The sequence below is a fragment of the Pseudomonas sp. KCJK8993 genome (assembly GCF_046230915.1).
Classification (GTDB): domain Bacteria; phylum Pseudomonadota; class Gammaproteobacteria; order Pseudomonadales; family Pseudomonadaceae; genus Aquipseudomonas; species Aquipseudomonas piscis.
Map to the genome: position 1 here is coordinate 19,338 of NZ_JBJJLO010000055.1, position 19,628 is coordinate 38,965.

At 67.3% G+C, this 19,628-nt stretch carries 14 protein-coding genes; 10 read left to right on the forward strand and 4 right to left on the reverse strand.

Annotated elements, in window-relative coordinates:
- Nucleotides 1-2 precede the first annotated feature (2 nt).
- From ACK6AU_RS17940 to ACK6AU_RS17985, 10 genes are all read left to right on the forward strand, one after another.
- The gene (locus tag ACK6AU_RS17940) at nucleotides 3-1,328 is read left to right on the forward strand and encodes a DotU family type VI secretion system protein (protein ID WP_409300400.1); all 1,326 of its coding nucleotides are present in this window, start codon (nucleotides 3-5) and stop codon (nucleotides 1,326-1,328) included.
- On the forward strand, nucleotides 1,325-4,828 hold the full coding sequence (gene tssM, locus ACK6AU_RS17945) for a type VI secretion system membrane subunit TssM (RefSeq protein ID WP_409300402.1): 3,504 nt from the start codon (nucleotides 1,325-1,327) through the stop codon (nucleotides 4,826-4,828). Before ACK6AU_RS17940 ends, tssM begins: the two co-directional genes overlap by 4 nt.
- Entirely contained in the window at nucleotides 4,825-5,478 is a 654-nt protein-coding gene (gene tagF / locus ACK6AU_RS17950; protein ID WP_185696867.1) for a type VI secretion system-associated protein TagF, read from the forward strand. Before tssM ends, tagF begins: the two co-directional genes overlap by 4 nt.
- Nucleotides 5,479-6,213, forward strand: coding sequence for a PP2C family serine/threonine-protein phosphatase (locus tag ACK6AU_RS17955; protein ID WP_022641861.1), 735 nt, complete (start codon nucleotides 5,479-5,481; stop codon nucleotides 6,211-6,213).
- A gap of 2 nt (nucleotides 6,214-6,215) precedes the next feature.
- Nucleotides 6,216-9,302, forward strand: a complete 3,087-nt coding sequence (locus ACK6AU_RS17960) for a protein kinase domain-containing protein (RefSeq protein ID WP_409300405.1) — start codon at nucleotides 6,216-6,218, stop codon at nucleotides 9,300-9,302.
- Complete coding sequence (locus ACK6AU_RS17965; protein ID WP_409300407.1) at nucleotides 9,302-10,018, forward strand: ABC transporter ATP-binding protein; 717 nt, start codon at nucleotides 9,302-9,304, stop codon at nucleotides 10,016-10,018. Before ACK6AU_RS17960 ends, ACK6AU_RS17965 begins: the two co-directional genes overlap by 1 nt.
- Entirely contained in the window at nucleotides 10,018-11,220 is a 1,203-nt protein-coding gene (locus ACK6AU_RS17970) for an ABC transporter permease (protein ID WP_409300409.1), read from the forward strand. The genes ACK6AU_RS17965 and ACK6AU_RS17970 overlap by 1 nt, the downstream gene beginning before the upstream one ends.
- A gap of 22 nt (nucleotides 11,221-11,242) precedes the next feature.
- A complete protein-coding gene (locus tag ACK6AU_RS17975) occupies nucleotides 11,243-12,925 on the forward strand; it encodes a formylglycine-generating enzyme family protein (RefSeq protein WP_409300417.1) in 1,683 nt (560 codons plus the stop codon).
- An 83-nt stretch (nucleotides 12,926-13,008) separates the two neighbouring features.
- Complete coding sequence (gene tagQ, locus ACK6AU_RS17980) at nucleotides 13,009-13,944, forward strand: type VI secretion system-associated lipoprotein TagQ (protein WP_185696872.1); 936 nt, start codon at nucleotides 13,009-13,011, stop codon at nucleotides 13,942-13,944.
- 140 nt (nucleotides 13,945-14,084) lie between these two features.
- Nucleotides 14,085-14,468 carry a helicase gene (locus ACK6AU_RS17985; protein ID WP_185696873.1) on the forward strand — a complete coding sequence of 128 codons (384 nt, stop codon included), beginning with the start codon at nucleotides 14,085-14,087 and terminating at the stop codon, nucleotides 14,466-14,468.
- Between the two features lie 94 nt (nucleotides 14,469-14,562).
- On the opposite strand, the gene ACK6AU_RS17990 is transcribed toward ACK6AU_RS17985, so the two are convergent.
- The 4 genes from ACK6AU_RS17990 to ACK6AU_RS18005 form a co-directional block, all read right to left on the reverse strand.
- Nucleotides 14,563-15,963 (reverse strand): aminoacyl-tRNA deacylase and HDOD domain-containing protein, encoded by a 1,401-nt coding sequence (locus ACK6AU_RS17990; protein ID WP_185696874.1) that lies wholly within the window; start codon nucleotides 15,961-15,963, stop codon nucleotides 14,563-14,565.
- A 79-nt stretch (nucleotides 15,964-16,042) separates the two neighbouring features.
- Nucleotides 16,043-18,118: an ATP-dependent DNA helicase RecG gene (gene recG, locus ACK6AU_RS17995; RefSeq protein ID WP_409300412.1), complete on the reverse strand. Its 2,076-nt coding sequence runs from the start codon at nucleotides 18,116-18,118 to the stop codon at nucleotides 16,043-16,045.
- A 9-nt stretch (nucleotides 18,119-18,127) separates the two neighbouring features.
- Nucleotides 18,128-19,048: a hydrogen peroxide-inducible genes activator gene (locus tag ACK6AU_RS18000; protein ID WP_185696876.1), complete on the reverse strand. Its 921-nt coding sequence runs from the start codon at nucleotides 19,046-19,048 to the stop codon at nucleotides 18,128-18,130.
- Nucleotides 19,049-19,195: 147 nt separating this feature from the next.
- On the reverse strand, nucleotides 19,196-19,628 hold a 433-nt coding region (locus ACK6AU_RS18005), incomplete at its 5' end, for an energy transducer TonB (protein ID WP_409300415.1).

Below are 19,628 nucleotides of genomic sequence, written 5' to 3' on the forward strand. Positions count from 1 at the left end.
CGATGCATCCGTTCGACGATTCGGCAGGGCAGCCGTCCCCGGCCAACGACCGTACCCAATTCATGCCGCGCCCCGGTGGTCGCGCGCCCGAGCCCGGACGCCCGGCAGCCGCTCCGGCGCCCTCGCTGGCGATGCCGGCGGCGCCGCTGGCCTCCGGCCAGGCCCAGGGCCTGAACCCCCTGGAGAGCGCAGCTGGCCCGCTGCTGGCGTTGCTCACTCGCTTGCGCAGCACCCTGGCGCATCCGGCGCCGGCCAGCTTGCGGGCGCAACTGCTGGCCTACCTGCGCCAGTTCGAGGAGCGCGCCGAGGCCGCCGGCGTGCCGCGCAACGATGTGTTGCTGGCCCGCTATGCGCTGTGTACCGCCCTGGACGAGGCGGTGTTGAGCACGCCCTGGGGCAGCACCAGCGACTGGGGCAAGCAGAGCTTGTTGATTACCGTGCACAACGAGGCCTGGGGCGGCGAGAAGGTGTTCCAGTTGCTGGAGCACTGCCTGCAGAGCCCGCGCGAGCGTTTGTACCTGCTGGAGCTCTTGTACCTGTGCATGTGCCTGGGGTTCGAAGGCCGCTACCGGGTGATGATCGACGGTCGCAGCCAGCTCGAGGCCCTGCGCGAGCGTACTGCGGCGACCATCCGCAGCGCCCGTGGCGAACATGAGCGCGAGCTCTCGCCCCACTGGCGTGGAGTGACCGTGGCCCGGGACCGCCTGGCCCAGTTCATGCCGCCCTGGGTCGGCATCGCCATCGGTGTGGCGTTGCTGCTGGCCCTGCTGTTCGGCCTGCGCCTGAAGCTGGCGGCGGATGCCGAGCCGGTGTTCAAGAACATCCATGCCCTGGGCGAGATCCCGGTGCAAACCCTGGACCGGCCGGTGATCCAGCCCAAGGTGGTGGAGCGTCCGCGCCTTTCCGGGTTCCTGGCCGACGATATCCGTGTCGGGCGCGTGGCGGTGGAAGACACCGCCGACCGTTCGGTGGTGACCATCCGTGGCGACGAGCTGTTCGCTTCCGCCAGCGCCAGCATCCGCGACGAGTACCAGCCGTTGATGCTGCGCATCGCCGATGCCGTGCGCAAGGTCAAGGGCCAGGTACGGATCACCGGCCATAGCGACAATCGGCCAATCGCCACCCTGCGCTTCCCTTCCAACTGGAAACTGTCCCAGGCCCGCGCCGAATCGGTGCAGGAGATCCTCGTGGCGAAGACCGGGCAACCGGCGCGCTTCAGCGCCGAAGGCCGCAGCGATACCGAACCGCTGGCCACCAATGCCACTGCCGAAGGGCGGGCGCGTAATCGTCGGGTAGAAATCAGCGTATTGGCGGAGGGGGTCGAGTGAAGGCGTTTTTCAGTTTTGTGATTCGCTGGGTGATCCCGCTGCTGGGCCTGATCGCCCTGAGCCTGATCATCTGGTTCATCGGCCCGCTGCTGGAGTTCCTGGTGCCGGAAAGCCGGCGCTGGGCGCTGATCATCTTCATCTTCGCGGTATGGATCGCCTACCGGGTGTTTCGCATCATCCAGGCCCGCCGGCATGCAGCCAAGGTCTTGCAGAGCCTGGCGGCCGACACGCCACCGGACCCGGACAGCCTGGCCACCGCCGAGGAACTGGCGGCCCTGCGCCAGCGCATGGACGAAGCCCTGGCGCTGCTGAAGAAGGCCAAGCTCGGCGGTGACGAGAGGCGCAACCTCTACGAACTGCCGTGGTACGTGATCATCGGTCCGCCCGGCTCGGGCAAGACCACCGCGCTGGTCAACTCCGGCCTGCATTTCCCCCTGGCGGCGCAGCTGGGTGCCGGCGCCGTGCGTGGTGTCGGCGGGACGCGCAATTGCGACTGGTGGTTCACCGACCAGGCCGTGCTGCTGGACACCGCCGGCCGCTACACCACCCAGGACAGCCACGCCAACGTCGACAAGGCGGCCTGGCTGGGCTTCCTCGACCTGCTCAAGACCCAGCGCTCGCGCCGCCCCATCGATGGCGCCTTCGTGGCCATCAGCCTGTCCGACCTGCTGCTGGGCAGTGAAGCTGAGCGGGCGGCCCATGCGGCGGCGATCCGCCTGCGCATCCAGGAGCTGTACACCCAGCTGGGCGTGCGCTTCCCGATCTACCTGATGCTGACCAAGTTGGACCTGGTGCCGGGCTTCATGGAGTTCTTCGACTCCCTGAGCAAGGAAGAGCGAGCCCAGGTCTGGGGCATGACCTTCGCCCTGGATGACGGCAAGGGCAGCGACAGCCCCCTGGCGCACCTGCCGGCAGAGCTGGCGGCCCTGGAGCAGCGCCTCAACGAACGCCTGGTGGAGCGCTTGCAACAGGAGCGCGACCCGGCGCGGCGCGACCTGATCTACGGCTTCCCGCAGCAGTTCGCGGCGCTCAAGGAGTCCTTGCAGGGCTTCCTCGAAGGCGTGTTCAAGCCCAATGCCTTCGAGGAGCGGGTGCTGCTGCGCGGGGTGTACTTCACCAGTGGCACCCAGGAAGGCAGCCCCATCGATCGCCTGATCGGCGCCATGGCCCAGAGCATGAACCTGGACCGCCAGCACCTGGCGCGCCAGACCGGCACCGGCCGCAGCTACTTCATCGAGAAATTGTTCAGTGCCGTGGCTTTCGCCGAGCGCGGGCTGGTGGGGGTCAACCCCAAGGTCGAGCGTCGGCGCAAATGGATCGCCCGTGGCGCCCTGGCCGCCACCGTGGCCCTGGTGCTGGTGGTGGGCACCCTGTGGATCGTCAGCTACCGGGCCAACCAGAGCTATATCGCCCAGGTCGACCAGCGCGTGGCGCCGGTGCGCCAGGGCGTGCAGAACCTCAGCCCGGCCCAGCGCGATGTGCTGGCGGTGCTGCCGCTGCTCAACGCGACCCGCAACCTGGCCGGCGATGCCCCGGGCTGGGCCGAGGGTCTTGGCCTGTACCAGGGCGATATGCTCGAGGCCGAGTCCGCCAGCGTCTATCGCAAGCTGCTGGTGGCGGTGTTCGCCCCACGGTTGATGACCCGCATCGAAGAACAACTGCACAGCGGCGGCAACTCGGACTTCCTCTACGAGGGGCTCAAGGCCTACCTGATGCTGGCTGACAACGAGCATTACGATGCCGACTTCATCAAGGCCTGGATCACCCTGGACTGGGACCAGACCCTGTCCCGCGAGCTGCCGCCCGACCAGCGCCAGGCCCTGACCGGGCACTTGCAGGCGTTGTTCGAGAAGCATCCGCCCAATGCCCGCCTGGATCAGCGCCTGATCGACGACCTGCGTCGCCAGCTGCAGCAGTTGCCGGTGGCCCAGCGGGTCTACGACCGGGTCAAGCGCGCCAAGCTGCCGGCCGGCGTGCCGGACTTTCGCCTGAGCGAAGCCGGTGGCCGCGATGCGGCGCTGGTGTTCACGCGCAAGAGTGGCAAGCCCTTGAGCGAACCCCTGAGCGGGCTGTTCACCGCCAAGGGTTATCGCGAGGGCTTCCTGCTGGCCAGCGTCAACCAGGCCGGCACCCTGGCCGAGGAGCAGTGGGTGCTGGGCCGCGACCAGGCCGAGCAGCAGAACGTCGCCAGCCTGGCCGCCGACGTGCGCCGCCTGTACTTCCAGGATTACCTGCGCCAATGGGACGCGCTGCTGGCCGACATCGACTTCGTGCCGATCACCAGCGTGGCCCAGGCCGCGGACGTGCTGCGGATCATCTCCGGTCCCACCTCGCCGTTGAAAAAACTGCTGGTGGCGGTATCCAGGGAAACCGACCTGCAACAGGAAGAACGCCTGCTGGCGGCCCAGGGCCAGAAGGTCGAGGGCGGGGTCGACCAGCTCAAGCAGCGCCTGGGGTCGCTCTTGGGCCAGGAGCAGGCAACCAGCCCTGCGGCGGTGGCCAGCGAAGACCCGGTGAGCGCGCACTTCGCCGACCTGATCGGCCTGGTGAGCAAGAATGAAGGCGAGCCGGCGGCCATCGATGGCCTGCTGGCGGACATGAACGCCCTGTACGTGCAGGTCAGCGCCATGGTCGGCGCCAGCGGCGATGCGCTGTTGGGCGAAGCCAAGAACCAGGCCAGCGCCGCCGCGGCCCGGGTCAGCCTGACCGCCGCGCGCCAGCCGCCAGTGGTCCAGGGCTTGGTCAAGTCGGTGGTCGGTTCCACCACCAACACCATGATGGGCGGGGTGCGCAACCAGTTGAACGCGGCCTGGGTCAGCGAGGTGGTGAATGTCTACCGCCAGTCCCTGAGCGGGCGCTATCCGATGTCGCCGGGCAGTTCGCGGGATGCGACCCTGGAGGACTTCGGCCAGTTCTTCGGTACGGGCGGGGTGATGGACAGCTACTTCCGCAAGTACCTGCAACCCTACGTCAACACCTCCACCGCGACCTGGAGCTGGCAGCCGGGTGCGGCGCAGAAGCTGGGGATTTCCCCCGGGGTGCTACAGACCTTCCAGCGCGCTTCGAACATCCGCGATGCGTTCTTCCGCTCCAGCGGCGGCACCCAGCCGGCCGTGCGCTTCGAGCTCAAGCCGGTGGAGATGGACGCCAATATCAGCCAGTTCCTGCTCGATCTGGATGGCCAGCAACTGAGCTACGACCACGGCCCGAGCCGGCCGGTGGCCATGCAGTGGCCGAACCCGGGGAGCATCGGCGTGGTGCGCCTGTCGATCATGCCGCCGTCGGCCAGCGGGCGTTCGGGGATCACCCTGGACGGCCCTTGGGCCTGGTTCCGCCTGCTGGAGCAATCGGAACTCTCCGCCACCAACTCGCCGGACCGCTTCAACCTGCGGTTGCGGGTCGATGGCGCGAGCATTTCCTATGAGCTGCGTGCCAGCAGCGCCTTCAACCCGTTCAAGAGCCGAGTGCTCAGCGGCTTCAGCCTGCCGGAGCGGCTATGACGGCCCCCGGCCTGTACGGCAAGCTGGCCAGCCGTGGCGACTTCGTCAGCCGTGGCCTGCCGCAGAGCTTCATCGGCCCCTGGGATAGCTGGCTGGCGGCGGGGTTGCTGGCCAGCCAGAACGCCATGGGCGAGCACTGGCTCAACGCCTACCTGGTCAGCCCGTTGTGGCGTTTCGCCCTGGCCCCGGGCCTGTGCGGGCCCCAGGCGGCGGTCGGGGTGGTGATGCCGAGCATCGACCGGGTCGGGCGCTATTTCCCCCTGACGGTCGCCGCGCTGCTGGAGCCCGGCGAAGACCTGGCTGGCGTGGTCGGCGGCCCGGACCTGTGGTTCGAACAAGTGGAGCAGTTGCTCCTGGCGACCCTCGACGAGGGCGCCAGCTTCGAGGCGCTGGAGACGGGCTTGCAGACCCTGGGCGCGCCGCTCGCGGCGCCACGGGCCGAAGGCAGCCATTACGCCGGCCTGCAACGCTTCTACGTCAATGACCCACAGGCCCGGAGCGCGGTGCTCGCCGCCCTGGCCCTGGACGGGTCGAGTGTCTGGTGGGGACGTGGTTCGCAGTACATCAGCCCGATGCTGCTGCGTTGCCAGGGGCTGCCGCCAGCCAGTGATTTTGGGCAATTTCTGCTCGGGCAAGAGGGTGCCGTCTAAATGCGTTCAGCGCCACAACTGTCCTACCAGTCCGCCAGCTACAGCCATGTCGGCATGGTGCGGAAAATCAATGAAGACGCCTGGCTCGAAGCCCCGGAGACCGGCCTGTGGCTGGTGGCCGACGGCATGGGCGGGCACGCCGCCGGCGATTACGTCAGCAGCCTGATCGTCGACAGCCTGCGCGCGGTGCCGGGCGGCGACAGCCTGGAGCACTACGTCGCGGCGTTGCGCAATGCCCTGGCGGCGGTGAATGCCGCGGTGCGCGAGGAAACCGCCAACCGTGGCGTGACCATGATGGGCAGCACGGTGGTCCTGCTGGCGGTACGCGGCGACCAGGCGGTGTGCCTGTGGGCGGGCGATAGCCGCCTGTACCGGCTGCGCGACGAGCAACTGGAGGGCATCTCCCGGGATCACAGCTACGTCCAGGACCTGCAGGACAGCGGCCTGCTCAGCGAGGCCGAGGCGCGGGTCCACCCGCGGGCCAACATCGTCACCCGGGCCATTGGCGTCGAGGCCCAGCTGGAGCTGTCCCAGGTCGACCTGCAAGTGCAGGCTGGCGACACCTTCCTGCTGTGCAGCGATGGCCTGAACAAGACCGCCGAGGACTTCGAACTGCGCGACGTGCTCAGTCACAACGAGCCCAACGACGTGGTGCGCAGCCTGATCCACCTGGGCCTGACCCGGGGCGCGCCGGACAACATCACCGCCATCGTGATCAAGGCCGCAGGACACTGACCATGGACATTCTGATTCCCGGCTTCGATATCCAGGGCGAGATTGGCGAAGGCGCCATGGCCAGCGTGTACCTGGCGACCCAGCGCTCCCTGGAGCGCAAGGTGGCGCTCAAGGTCATGGCCGCCTCGCTGGCCGCCGACCCGAGCTTCTGCGAGCGCTTCCTGCGCGAGGGCAAGACCCTGGCGCGGCTGTCCCACCCGCACACCGTGACCATCCACGACATCGGCAATGTCGGCGAGCTGTACTACATGGCCATGGAATACCTGCCCAACGGCACGCTCAAGGAGCGCATCGCCGCCGGGCTGACCCCGGAGCAGGGCCTGACCTACATCCGCCAGATCGCCTCGGCCCTGGGTTATGCCCACGCCCAGGGGCTGGTGCACCGTGATGTCAAGCCGGCCAACATCCTGTTCCGCGCCGATGGCACGGCAGTGCTCTCGGACTTCGGCATCGCCAAGTCCCTGGACGATCGCACCCAGTTCACCCAGGCCGGTTTCGCCGTCGGCACTCCGAGCTACATGAGCCCCGAGCAGGCCCGCGGCCAGGACATCGACGGTCGTGCCGACCTCTATGCGCTGGGCGTGGTGCTCTACGAAATCCTCGTCGGCAAGCTGCCGTACAACGGCACCGATGCCTTGTCCACGGCCCTGGCCCACCTCACCGAGCCGTTGCCCGAGCTGCCGGTGCACCACGGCCGCTACCAGCACATCCTGGGCAAGCTGCTGGCCAAGGACCCGGCGGAGCGCTACCCGGATGCCGCCGCCTTGCTGGCGGCCCTGGACAACCTGCCGGCGGCGGCCCCCGAGGTCGAGGCAACGCTGATCCAGCCGTTGCCCTTGCCGCCCCGGGAAGTGCCTGTGGGCAAAGACCTGGCCGGGTTGACCCCGGTCTCCATCGAGATTCCCCGGCAGGCCCCGCAACCGGCCCCGCACCAGGAGTCACGTCCGGAACCTGTGGCGCAGCCCCAGCGCGTCTCCAGCCTGCCGCCCCAGGGCGCCGAGCCGGCCGGGCAGCGGCGTGGCCCGGTGCTGGCCCTGGCCGGTGTGGCCGTGGCGGTGGCCCTGGCCGTGGCCGGTGGTGGCTATTGGTGGTTATCCGGGGACAGCCCGCAGCCAGCGCCCAAGGCCGTGGCCGGCACCTCGGCCTCCGGTAGCGCGAGCACGCCCAGCGTGGCGCCGCCGGTGAACCAGCCCGTGGCGAGCGATGCCGATGGCGGCCAGCGGCCGTTGCTGATGCCGGGCAAGAAGACCCTGTTCCAGCGAGTGCTGAGCAAGCCTGGGGCGAGTTTCTCCAGCGAGCCCGGGGCGGCCCCGGGCGCGGCGGTACCGGCGTTCTCGGTGCTGTACGTGTACCAGCGCAAGAGCCTCGACGGCCGCGCCTGGTTGCGCCTGGGCGCGGCCAGCGATGGTCGCAGCGCCGGTTGGCTGCCTGAGGACCAGGTCAGCGACTGGAAGCAGAGCCTGGTACTCAAGTTCACCGAGCGCTCCGGGCGGGCGCCGGTGATGTTCGTGCGCCAGGCCAGCCAATTGGAACGCCTGCTGGCCGATCCTGCGGCGGCCAAGAACCTTTTGCTCAATGCGCAGAAGAATCCTCAGGACGACCAGCAGGTGCTGGCCCTGGAACCCAATGCCAGCGCGGTGCCCCAGGATCAGTTCTACCTGCTGCCGATCTTCGACGCCAAGGAGAGCTTCGACGAGAACGGCCAGCCGGTGCAGTTGCTCAATGTCGCCTCCATCGACCCGGGCAACAGCCCGCAGAGCATCAGCGACAGCGCCGGCAAGCGCCTGCCGGTGAGTACCGCGCCAGCCGCCGATGATGCGTTCCGCACCGCCGTGGTGCTGGTGGTGGATACCTCGGTGTCGATGCAGCCCTACATCGACCGGGTCCGCGATGTGGTGCATGAGCTGCAAGGCAAGCTGGCCGCGCGCGGCGAGCTGGACAGCGTCAGCTTCGGCCTGGTGGGCTTTCGCAACAACATCAAGAAGACCCCGGGCCTGGAATATGTCGCCAAGACCCTGGTGACCCTGGACCAGGGCCGCGATCCCCAGCGGTTCCAGGAGCTGGTGAGCCAGGTCAAGGCCACCAACGTGTCCAGCCACTCGTTCAACGAAGATGCCTTCGCCGGGATCATGCAGGCGGTGGAGGGCATGGACTGGAAGGGCTACGGCGGCCGCCTGATCCTGCTGGTCAGCGATGCCGGTGCCCTGCGCAAGAACGATCCCTACAGCCGGACCCAGATGAACGAGGCTGAGGTGCGCCAGGCGGCCCTGGGCAAGCAGATCAAGATCTATGCCCTGCACCTGCGTACCGACGCCGGCAAGAAGAACCACGCCCAGGCCGAGACCCAGTACCGGGTACTGACCGCCGATGCCAACCCGAAGATCGGCGACCTGTATATCCCGGTGCCCGGTGGCGACGTGGGCAAGTTCGGCGAGCGGGTCGACGAGATCGGCACGGTGTTCGCCGACCTGGTGCACCAGGTGCGCAGCAACCAGGAGCAGGCCGTCCCGCTGCTGGCGGCGAGCCCGAGCATCGCCGAGAAATCGGCGGCCATCGGCTATGCCATGCACATGGACTTCCTTGGACATAAATCCGCCAGCCAGGCGCCGCAACTGGTCAGCGCCTGGACCGCCGACCGCGACCTGACCAACCCGGCGTTGCCGGCGTTCCAGGTCTGCGTGATGCTCACCAAGCTGCAGCTCAACGACTTGCAGCAGTCGCTGAAGTTGATCGTCGACGCGGCGCGCAAGACCCAGACCTCGCCCAAGGACTTCTTCCAGGAAATCGCCAGCGCCAGCGCCTACATGAGCCGCGATCCGGCGGCCCTGCGCAAGGGCGGCAACCTTGCCGATGGCGGCGTGCTGGGGGAGTACCTGGAAGGCCTGCCGTACCGCAGCAAGTCGCTGAACATGACCCAGGACCTGTGGTTGTCGCTGAGCGTGGCCGAACAGGAAGACTTCATCGACGAACTGGATTCGAAGATCCGTCTCTACGAGACCTTCCACAACGACCTGGCCAACTGGGTGCGCTTCGGCGACGCCGAGCCGGGTGATGCCCTGTACCGCGTTCCCTTGTCGACGTTGCCCTGATGCTGAACCTTTGGGATGTGCGCAAGAGCCGCGGCGAGGGACGCCAACGCTACAGCCTGGTGATCCCCCGGCTGCAATTGCGTGCCGGCGACCAGCTGGCCGTGGTGGGCCCCAGCGGCTGCGGCAAGAGCACCTTGCTCGATTTGCTGGCGCTGGTGCTGGCCCCGGATTCGAGCCGGCGCTTCGATTTCGCCCCGGACCGGGAAACCCTCGATATCGCCGGGATCTGGAAGCAGGCCAGGCACAGCGCCCTGGCCGAGCTGCGCAGCCGGCACCTGGGTTATGTGCTGCAGACCGGCGGCTTGCTGGGGTTCCTCGATGTGCGGGGCAACATCAGCCTGCCGCGCAAGATGCTGGGCCTGGCCGACGAGGGCATTCCCCGGCGCCTGGCCGAGCGCCTGGAGATCGCCGACCAGCTCCACAAGAAGCCCGCCGACCTGTCGGTGGGCCAGCGCCAGCGGGTCAGTTGCGCCCGGGCCCTGGCCCACGGGCCGCAGGTGCTGCTGGCGGACGAACCGACCGCGGCCCTGGACCCTTTGAACGCCCAGCGGGTGATGCAGTTGTTGGTGCAACAGGCGCGGGACCAGCAGTTGTGCTGCGTGGTGGCGACCCACGATGAGCCGCTGGCGCGGGCCAATGGCTTGCAGATCCGGCGTATCGCCTGCCAGCGCGATGTCGATGGCGGCGTGACCGCGACCCTCGGGGAGGCGTGCTGATGCGTGCAGCCCTGACCGCGGCGCTGGCCTGGCAGGACTACCGGGCCGATACCTGGCTTTCGGCCTGCTCCGTGCTGGCCCTGGTGGCGGTGATCGCGCCGCTGCTGGTGCTGTTCGGGCTCAAGTTCGGCCTGGTCAGCAGCCTGACCGAGCGCCTGGAGAAGGACCCGGCGGTGCGCGAGATCGTTCCCCTGGGCGGCGGGCGTTTCAGTGCCGCGTTCATTGCCGAACTGAGGCAACGTCCGGACGTGGCGTTCGCCTTGCCCAGGACCCGGCAGATCGCCGCCACGGCAGAGCTGGCGCGAAGCGAGGGAGATGTTGGCCTGACCGTGGAAATGCTGCCGACCGCGCCTACCGACCCCTTGCTGGGGGCGTTGCCGGCATTGCAAGGCATGAACGGGGTGGTGCTCAGCCACACCGCCGCCGAGAAGCTCGGGGTCCGGCCGGGAGACTGGCTGCAGGCCAGTTTCGGCCGCCAGGTGGCCGGGCGCAGCGAGGTGCAGCGGACCCGGGTCCAGGTCGAGGGCGTGCTGCCCCTGGAGGCTTTTGCCCGCGATGCCTTGCTGGCGCCCCTGGAGTTGCTGGAGGCCGCCGAGGACTATCGCGACGGCCGTGCGGTGCTGGCCATGGGCTGGGCCGGTGGCGCCCCGACCCAAGCCGGGCAGCGGGTCTACCCGGCGTTTCGCCTGTATGCGCGCAGCCTCGACGACGTCGAGCCGCTGCGTCGCTATTTCGCCGAGCGCGGCCTGCTGGTGTCGACCCAGGCCCAGGCCATCGCCCAGGTGCAGTCCTTGAGCCGCAACTTGTCGATCGTGTTCTGGATCATCGCCGGGCTGGCCCTGGCCGGGGCCTTCGCGGCGATCTTCGCGGGCGCCCTGGCAGCGGTGGAGCGCAAGCGCCGGGAGCTGTCGGTGCTGCGCCTGCTGGGTTTTTCCACCGGGGCGCTGCTGTTGTTCGTGGTGGCCCAGGCCCTGTACAGCGCCGGTTTCGCCGCCGTGCTGAGCGGCGTGTTGTATGCCCTGGCCCAGGCCGGGCTGAATCATTTGTTCATGCAGGTGCCGGGCGAATACGCCAGCCATCTGCTGCCGGGTCACCTCGGCCTGGCCCTGTTGGCGACGCTGGGCGTCAGTAGCCTGGCCGCTGCGCTGGGCGGTTGGCGGGTGTCGCGCATTGAAGCTTGTGAAGGAATTCGCGATGTATAAGTTGATCAGCACCGTGCTGGCCATGACCCTGGCGGGGGCCGTGTGGGCCGAAGAGCCCGTCAATAAGATGGATAACCCCAAGCCCCTGGCCGGCGATGTCAGCCTGCCGCTGCCATGCGATGGCGAGATGGTGTTCCGCTACGTCTACGTGCTGGCCCAGGGCACCCTGGACGACCGCGAGATCAACCTCGGCTACCCCTTCGCCGAGGGCGAGAGCGGCTACCAGCAGTCGTTCATTTCCGGCTACCGGCGGGACTACATCAACGGCCAGTTCACCCTCAAGGACTTGCCGGGCCCCTGGGCCAAGACCATCGGCCCGTTGCTGCCCAAGGCCGGTACCGGGGTGCCGCTCAAGCCGATGATGTATTTCATTGGCAAGTATGAAGTCACGGCCCGCCAGTACGCCCAGGTCATGGCCCAGGCCCAGTCCCTGGCCAGCGGCGAACCGGCGCCGGCCTGCGAGGCGCCGGATGGCATGCAGGGGCGGTTGCCCAAGGTCAAGCTGTCGCGTTTCGAGGCCGAGCGTTTCGCCGCGGTCTACAGCGCCTGGCTGATGAAGAATCACCGCGACCTGCTGCCGGTCAGCGGGCGTGGCGGTTCCGCCGAGGACGGTGGCCTGGGCTTCGTGCGCCTGCCCACGGAAGTGGAGTGGGAATACGCGGCCCGTGGTGGCCAGGCGGTGAGCCGCCAGGAGCTCGAGGGCCGGCTGTTCCCACGGCGCGTGGAGGGCAGCGAGAGCGATGGCCCGCTGGCCGACTGGGCGGTGTTCAACCAGGTGGCTGGCGGTACGGGCCAGGCGGCGCGACTGATGCCGATCGGCACCAAGCTGCCCAACCCCATCGGCCTGTTCGACGTGATCGGCAACGCCGCGGAGATGGTCCAGGAGTCCTTCCAGCTGGTGCACGCCGGCCGGCGCCAGGGCACCTATGGTGGTTTCGTGGTCAAGGGTGGCAACTACCTGGAAGGCGAGGGCACGCTGTTCACCGGCATGCGCCGCGAATACCCGCTGTTCGCCGCCGATGGCACCGAGCAAAGCAACGAGACCACGGGATTCCGGGTGGCCATCGGTGCCTTGTCGGCGCCGCGCTCGCGCTACAAGGAACTGTTCGCCCAGTGGCAGAAGGAAGGGCGCCTGGCGTCCCTGACCGATGCCATCGATGACGCCCAGGACCCGACCAAGCGCCTGGACAGCATTATCGCCGCCAGCGTCGATCCACGGTTGCAGGCGGAGTTGGGGCTGGTCAACGAGGAGCTCAAGCGCAACGTTTCGCTGATCGCCCAGCAACGCGAGGAAGCGGCGGGCAACCTGATTCAGTCCTCGGCACTGGTGGCCGAGACGATCAACAACTACAACATTCGTCTGACCAACCTGAAGAAGAGCCAGCAGCAGGCCCTCGATGCCAAGGATGAACCCAGCGCCAAGCTGTTCGCCGAAGCCATCGACAATGGCCGCAGCGCTCTGGACGGGGCGGTGGCGATCTACATCGACAACCTGGCCACGGGCACCCGTTACACCGACGCGGTGATCCAGGCGCAATTTCAACGGATCAAGGAAGAGCTCGATCGCAAGCCGGTGCTCGGCAAGAGCCTGGTGACGCGCGCTACGCTATTCGTTCGCCATGTCGGGGACTACCGCCAGAAACGGCGGGCCGACCCGGCGACGATTTTGAAGGAACTGCTCGCATCGACCGGTCAGAAGTCGTGACCGGCCGCTGTCTGTCGAGCCTGGAGGATCTCGGACGACCTGGTGTCGTGCCGAGTGGGTCAAACTTAATCGAGATCACGAACATGCTTTTTTCCCGCAACCCATTTGCTTCAACGTCCAAGCGTCACCTGCTGTTGGTTGCCGCCGGGTTCAGCACCGTATTGACCGGTTGCGCGACCTCTCCGGTGTCCAAGGTGGCCTCCACCACCAAGGTCGAGTACTACCCGAGCTGCTATGAGCCGGTGCAGCACTTGCGCGCCACTGACTCGGACATGACCAAGTCGGTGGTCACCGGTGCCGCCCTGGGCGCTGCCGGTGGTGCCTTGCTCGGTGCCTTGACCGGTAGTGGCGAGCATCGCGGTCGTAACGCGGCCATCGGCGCCGCTGGCGGTGCCCTGGCCGGTGGTGCCGCCGGGTACTACACCGAGCGCCAGAAGCAGATCGCCGATGACAACCAGCGCATCGCTTCCTACGCCGCCGACGTCAACAAGAGCGTGGCCGACATCGACCGCAGCACCGCTTATGCCCGTGCTTCGCAGACGTGCTACCAGCGCGCTTTCGACAGCCTGATCAGCGCTCGCAAGGCCAACAGCATCAACGACGTGGAAGGCCGCAAGCGCCTGGCGGAAATCGTCAGCGGGCTGAAGGAGTCCAACGACCTGATCGCCGCGGTGAACGGTCGGGCCAGCGAGGACCTGAGCAAGTACAACCAGGCCTATGAGCAAGACCTGCAGCAGGTGGGCGTGCAGCGCACCGACGTGGTCAAGGTGGCTGCCGCCGACACCACTCCTGTGGCTACCACCGGCAAAGGCAAGGGCAAAGGCAAGAACCCACCGGTCAAGCAGAAACTGCCGGTGGTGCCGAAGGAAGCGGTGAGCACCGAGAAGTCGATGCAGCAGGCCAAGACCAAGCAGGCCGAGAGCAACCAGGTGGCCACCAGCGGCCAGACCCAGGTCAACAGCATGTGCAAGAACCCGGACCTGGGCGACTGGGCACCGGTGCCTTGCCCGAACGTCTGAGTCAGTAATTGTCTGACAAGATGTCGCTATAAGCGCTGAACGCCAGGCGATCTTCGAGCAATCGAGCAGATCGACTGGCGCTCGGCGAGTTACAGGTTACACTGCGCCGGCCATCCAATAATTCCACTGAGGCGCCGCGCATGAAATTTCGTTTTCTCCTCTGGGTGCTTGGCCTGTTGATGGGCAAAGCCAGTCGCGACAATCCCGCTTTCCAGCAACAGTTGGGCGACAAGGAGCTGGTGTTCCAGCTGCAGACGCTCGATGGCAAGGTTGCTCGGCATTTCTTCGTCAAGGACCAGCGTGTCACCAGTCGTTCGGGGTTCTATCCCGAGCCGGCCTTCGCCATCGCCTTCAAGGACGCCGCCTACGGCTTTGCCACCATGCAGGCGAAGAACAAGCAACTGGCGTTCATGACCGGGATCCAGGACAAGTCGATCCAGATCAAGGGCAATCCGGCCCTGGTGATCTGGTTCCAGGGGCTGACCAAGTACCTCAAGCCCAAGAAGTCCAAGCCCAAGGCTTGAGGCGTTCGACGCGCCAGTCGTCGGCAGGGCCGCGACCGGTCGCAGGAGATGATCCGGAAGGGATTCCGCAGGCCGCAAGGGCCTGCGGAAAGACTCAGGCCTGGCTGAATTGCGAGGCCAGCTCGCGCAGCAATACCTCGGCTTCAAGCACCTTGCTCACCACATCCTCGGCCTTGTCGCGACTGAGCCCCAGGCGCTCGAACAGGGCGTCGGGAATCTCTTCGCGGGGACCGGAGCCGATGCCCCGGCTACGCAGCAGGCGCACCGCCAGGCAGACCAGGTTCGGGTACTCGGCATAGGCGCCGTCGTAGCTCGGGTCGTGCTGGAAGCGCAGGGCGCTGCACAACTCGTCCGGCATATCCCAGTAGCGCATCAGCCAGGAGCCGATCTGCTCGCGGCTGATGCCCAGCAGGTGCTGCTCGATGTAGCTGTGGCATAGGTGCGGGTTGACCTCCAGGTGCCGGCAGATCAGCGAGAAGTGCGGCGGGAACACATGGGCCAGCAGCAGGTAACCGAAGTTGTGCAGCAGGCCGGCGAGGTAGGTCAGGCCGGCTTCGGGCCGCTGGGCGCGGGGCATGGCGCGGGTCAGGCCCTCGATCACCGCGGCGGTGTAGATCGATTGCTGCCAGTACGGCGTGGCGTGCTGCGGCTGGTCCTTGGGCAGGCTCAAGGTCTTGCCCAGGGCCAGGCCCAGGGCGAGGTTGATCACCAGGTCGAAGCCCAGCACCCGGACGATGGCGTCCTCCACCGAGCGGATCTTGCCTGGCGAGGCGTAGTAGGGCGAGGCCGCCCAGCTCACGACCTGCGCGGCCAGCGCCGGGTCGGTTTCCACCACCCCGGTGATGTCGTCGATGGTGGCGTTGGGGTCGACCCGCAGCTTGATGATCTTCTGCGCGGTTTCCGCCAGGGGCGGGATCTCGATGGTGGCCTCCAGGCGCTGCTGGATGCGCCGGGCGGTAAAGGCCTGCATCGCCTGGGAGATCTCCTCGCGGTCGTCGTCCGGGCGGTCGAGGTTGGGGCGGATGCTGCTCAGAGGTTCGCCGAACTTGCCGGCGCTGGCCTTGCTGAGCATGCCCTTGAAGTCTTCGCGGCTGATTTCCAGCAGCACGCCCGGCTCGCCCGAGTGGATCAGCAGGCTGGGCTCGTGCAGCAGGCTTTCTTCGTACAGGCAGGGCGAGCTGGTCAGGGCCGGCAGGCCTGGCAGCAGGCTCAGGCTGTGCTTGCCGAGCATGCGCTCCAGGCGTTCGGTGGAAACCGAGTGCAGGCGCCGGCCGGTAAGCTCGGCAAGGCGGTTCAGGTCCAGCAACTGGCTTTGCGGGAACAGCACCATCAGGGCGCCGACGGCGTCATCGAGCAACACCGCCTGGACTTTGCGCGTGGCGGGTAGTTCGGGGCGGTCGATGACTTCGTTATAACCGATGGCCAGTTTGTCGAGCAGCAACCGGATGACAGATGGCGCGTGCGGGGTAGCAGTGGCGAGGGCAACTTCTGTCATGGCGTGGTATCCGTTTTTCTACAATGTGACCAGTATAACCAGCTTGGTCATTCCAATGGTTCACTAACTGAGGCTTGGTTCACACTTGACCGTATTGCTGGCCGTGGCGCAACCAGCGCTCCAGCAGCGGGCTGACGTGGGCCGGCCAGCGCTCCAGCAGGGCCTGGGCGGCATCGCGTACCGCGGGCAGCAAGTCGGCGTCGCGCATCAGGTCGGCGACTTTGAACTGCAAGAGGCCGGTCTGGCGGGTGCCGAGCATTTCCCCCGGGCCGCGCAATTCCAGATCCTTTTCGGCGATGACGAAGCCGTCGTTGGTTTCGCGCATGATGCCCAGGCGTTGACGACCGATTTGTGAAAGCGGCGGATGGTAGAGCAGCACGCAGTGGCTGGCGGCGCTGCCACGGCCGACCCGGCCGCGCAACTGGTGCAGTTGCGCCAGGCCCAGGCGTTCCGGGTTCTCGATGATCATCAGGCTGGCATTGGGCACGTCGACACCGACCTCGATCACCGTGGTGGCCACCAGCAGTTGCAGGTTGCCGGCCTTGAACTCGGCCATGACCGCGGCTTTTTCCGGCGCCTTCATGCGGCCGTGGATCAGCCCCACCCGCAACTCGCCGAGGGCGCTGGAGAGATCCTCAAAGGTGGTCTCGGCGGCCTGGCAGGTGAGCTCCTCGGATTCCTCGATCAGGGTGCAGACCCAATAGGCCTGGCGTCCTTCGGCGCAGGCGGCGCGGACCCGCTCGATCACCTCGATGCGCCGGCTGTCGGTCACCAGCACGGTGTTCACCGGAGTACGCCCGGGCGGCAGTTCGTCGAGGATCGAGGTGTCCAGGTCGGCATAGGCGCTCATGGCCAGCGTCCGGGGAATGGGCGTGGCGGTCATGATCAACTGGTGCGGGCAGAGCCGGCCGCCCGCGCCTTTCTGGCGCAGGGCCAGGCGCTGCTGGACGCCGAAGCGGTGCTGCTCGTCGATGATCACCAGGGCCAGGTTCTTGAATTGCACTTCGTCCTGGAACAGCGCGTGGGTGCCCACCACCATGGGCGCGCCGGCGGCGATCTGTTCCAGGGCGGCGCTGCGGCTCTTGCCCTTGAGCTTGCCGGCCAGCCAGGCGACTTCCAGGCCCAGCGGCTCCAGCCAGCGCCTGAAGGTGATGAAGTGCTGTTCGGCGAGGATCTCGGTGGGCGCCATCAGCGCTACCTGATAGCCGGCCTCCAGCGCTTGCAGGGCAGCCAGGGCGGCGACCACGGTCTTGCCGGCGCCGACATCGCCCTGGATCAGCCGTAGCATGGGCTCGGGCCGGCTCAGGTCGTAGGCGATCTCATTGCCCACTCGCTGCTGGGCGCCGGTGGGAGCAAAGCCCAGGTTCTTCAGGTAGCGGGCCGGCAGCTTCTTGGCCACGGGCAGTACCGGTGCGCGCTGGGAGCGCAGGCTGTCGCGCAGGCGCTGCTGGGACAGCTGGTGGGTCAGCAGCTCTTCGAAGGCCAGGCGGTGCTGGGCCCAGTGATGACCCAGGGCCAGTTCGTCGACATCGGCGTCGGCCGGTGGGTGGTGCAGGTAGCGGATCGCGTCGTCCAGGGGCGCCAACTGATAGTCCCGGGCCAGCTCCTCGGGCAGCCAGTCGGGCAGGCTGCGGGGGCCGAGCATGGCCAGGCTCTGCTGGCAGAGCAGGCGCAGGCGCTGTTGGGTCAGGCCTTCGGTGAGCGGGTAGATGGGGGTCAGGGTCTGGTCCACCGGTGGCGGTTCGTCGCCGCTGATGGCGCGGTATTCGGGGTGGTAGATCTCCAGCCCCGAAGCGCCCGGGCGGGCCTCGCCGTAGCAGCGTACCCGGGTGCCGCGCTTGAGGCCTTCCTTCTGGGCGTTGCTGAAATGGTAGAAGCGCAGGCTCAGGCCGCCCGTGCCATCCTGCAGGCGCACCAGCAGGCTGCGGCGCTTGCCCATGACCACGTCGGCGCCGCTGACGGTGCCTTCGATCACCGCATCCTGGCCCGGGCGCAAGGCGCCGATGGGAACCACGCGGGTACGGTCCTGATAGCGCAAGGGCAGGTGGAACAGCACGTCCTGGAGGTTCTCCAGGCCGACCTTGGCCAGCTTCTCGGCCATGGCCTCGCCGACGCCCTTGAGCGCCGTCACTGGCACCTTCGACAACTCGGTCATGGTGACGGCTTAACTGGCGACGGGCGGCTTGGCCACGGAGCACAGGCGGATCGAGTCGGCGAGGATCTCGATGGCCTTGGGCCGCGGGAAGCTCGCGCGCCAGGCGATGGCCACGGTGCGAAATGGTGCCGGCGGGGTCAGTGGACGGACCTCGATGACCCCCGGGGCATAGTGGTGGCTGTCCACCGCCGACAGCGGCAGGATCGAGACGCCCAGCCCCGAGGCGACCATGTGGCGGATGGTTTCCAGCGAGCTGGATTCCACGGTGGTGTGCTTGGCGCCGTCGTTGCCCTTGGTCAGGGTCGGGCAGGCTTCCAGGACCTGGTCGCGGAAGCAGTGGCCTTCACCCAGCAGCAACAGGCTCTTGTCGTTGAGCAGGCTGGCGTCGATGGTTTCCTTGCGGGTCCAGGAGTGGTCGCTGGGCATCAGCACATAGAAGGGTTCGTCGTACAGCGGCAGGGTCAGCACATCGGCTTCGCTGAACGGCAGGGCGATGATGATCGCGTCCAGCTCGCCGTTGCGCAGCTTGTCACGCAGCACGTGGGTGAAGTTTTCCTCGATGTACAGCGGCATCTGCGGGGCGACCCGGTGCAGCTGTGGAATCAGGTGGGGGAACAGGTATGGGCCGACGGTATAGATGGCGCCGACCTTGAGCGGGGCAGTCAGCTGGTTCTTGCCAGCCTGGGCCAGTTCACGGATGCCCTGGGCCTGCTCCAGGACCTTCTGCGCCTGGGCGACGATGGTTTCTCCCACCGGTGTCAGGCGCACGGCGCTCTTGCTGCGCTCGAAGATCAGCACACCGAGTTCGTCCTCGAGCTTCTTCACGCCGACCGAGAGGGTGGGCTGGCTGACATGGCAACGCTCGGCGGCATGGCCGAAATGCTGCTCCTGGGCAAGGGTAACGATGTAGCGCAGTTCTGTAAGGGTCATAGCGGGCGTCCGTAAGGTTGCGGCCAAGCATAACGGCTGCAATCGATAGACGCACGTTATCAGACTGGGGATGGAGTGCGACACCCGCCAATGCCTGCGCCGGACGGGGTGCATGCGAAGGGCACCCCAGGGTGCCCTTGCCTTGGATCAGCGGCGGCCGCGGCTGCGATCGATCTCGTAGTTGTACGAGGCGGTGATCTCCACGCTGCCGTTGTTGAGCATGTCGGCGGGTGGCTTGGGCAGTGGTTGGGCCCGGCGGATCATTTCCAGGGTAGCCCGGTCCAGGTCGGCGTTGCCGGAGCGGTTGACCAGCTCGTAGGACAGCACCTTGCCTTCGGCATCCACCACGAAACGCAGGGAGTTGGTGCCTTCCTTGCCGCGTCGCTGGGCTTCGCTCGGGTAGCGCTTGTACTTGGCCAGGTGAGCCTGCAACTCGCCCTGCCAGTTGGCCTTGGCGGCCGCCTGGGCTGGCGATGGGCCTGGTGCCGCCGGTGCCGGGTTGCTGGACGGAGCCGGTGTCACGGGAGCGTCGCTGGGTTTTTCGTCGGAAGGTTTTTCCTTGGGCGGCTCAGGCTTGACC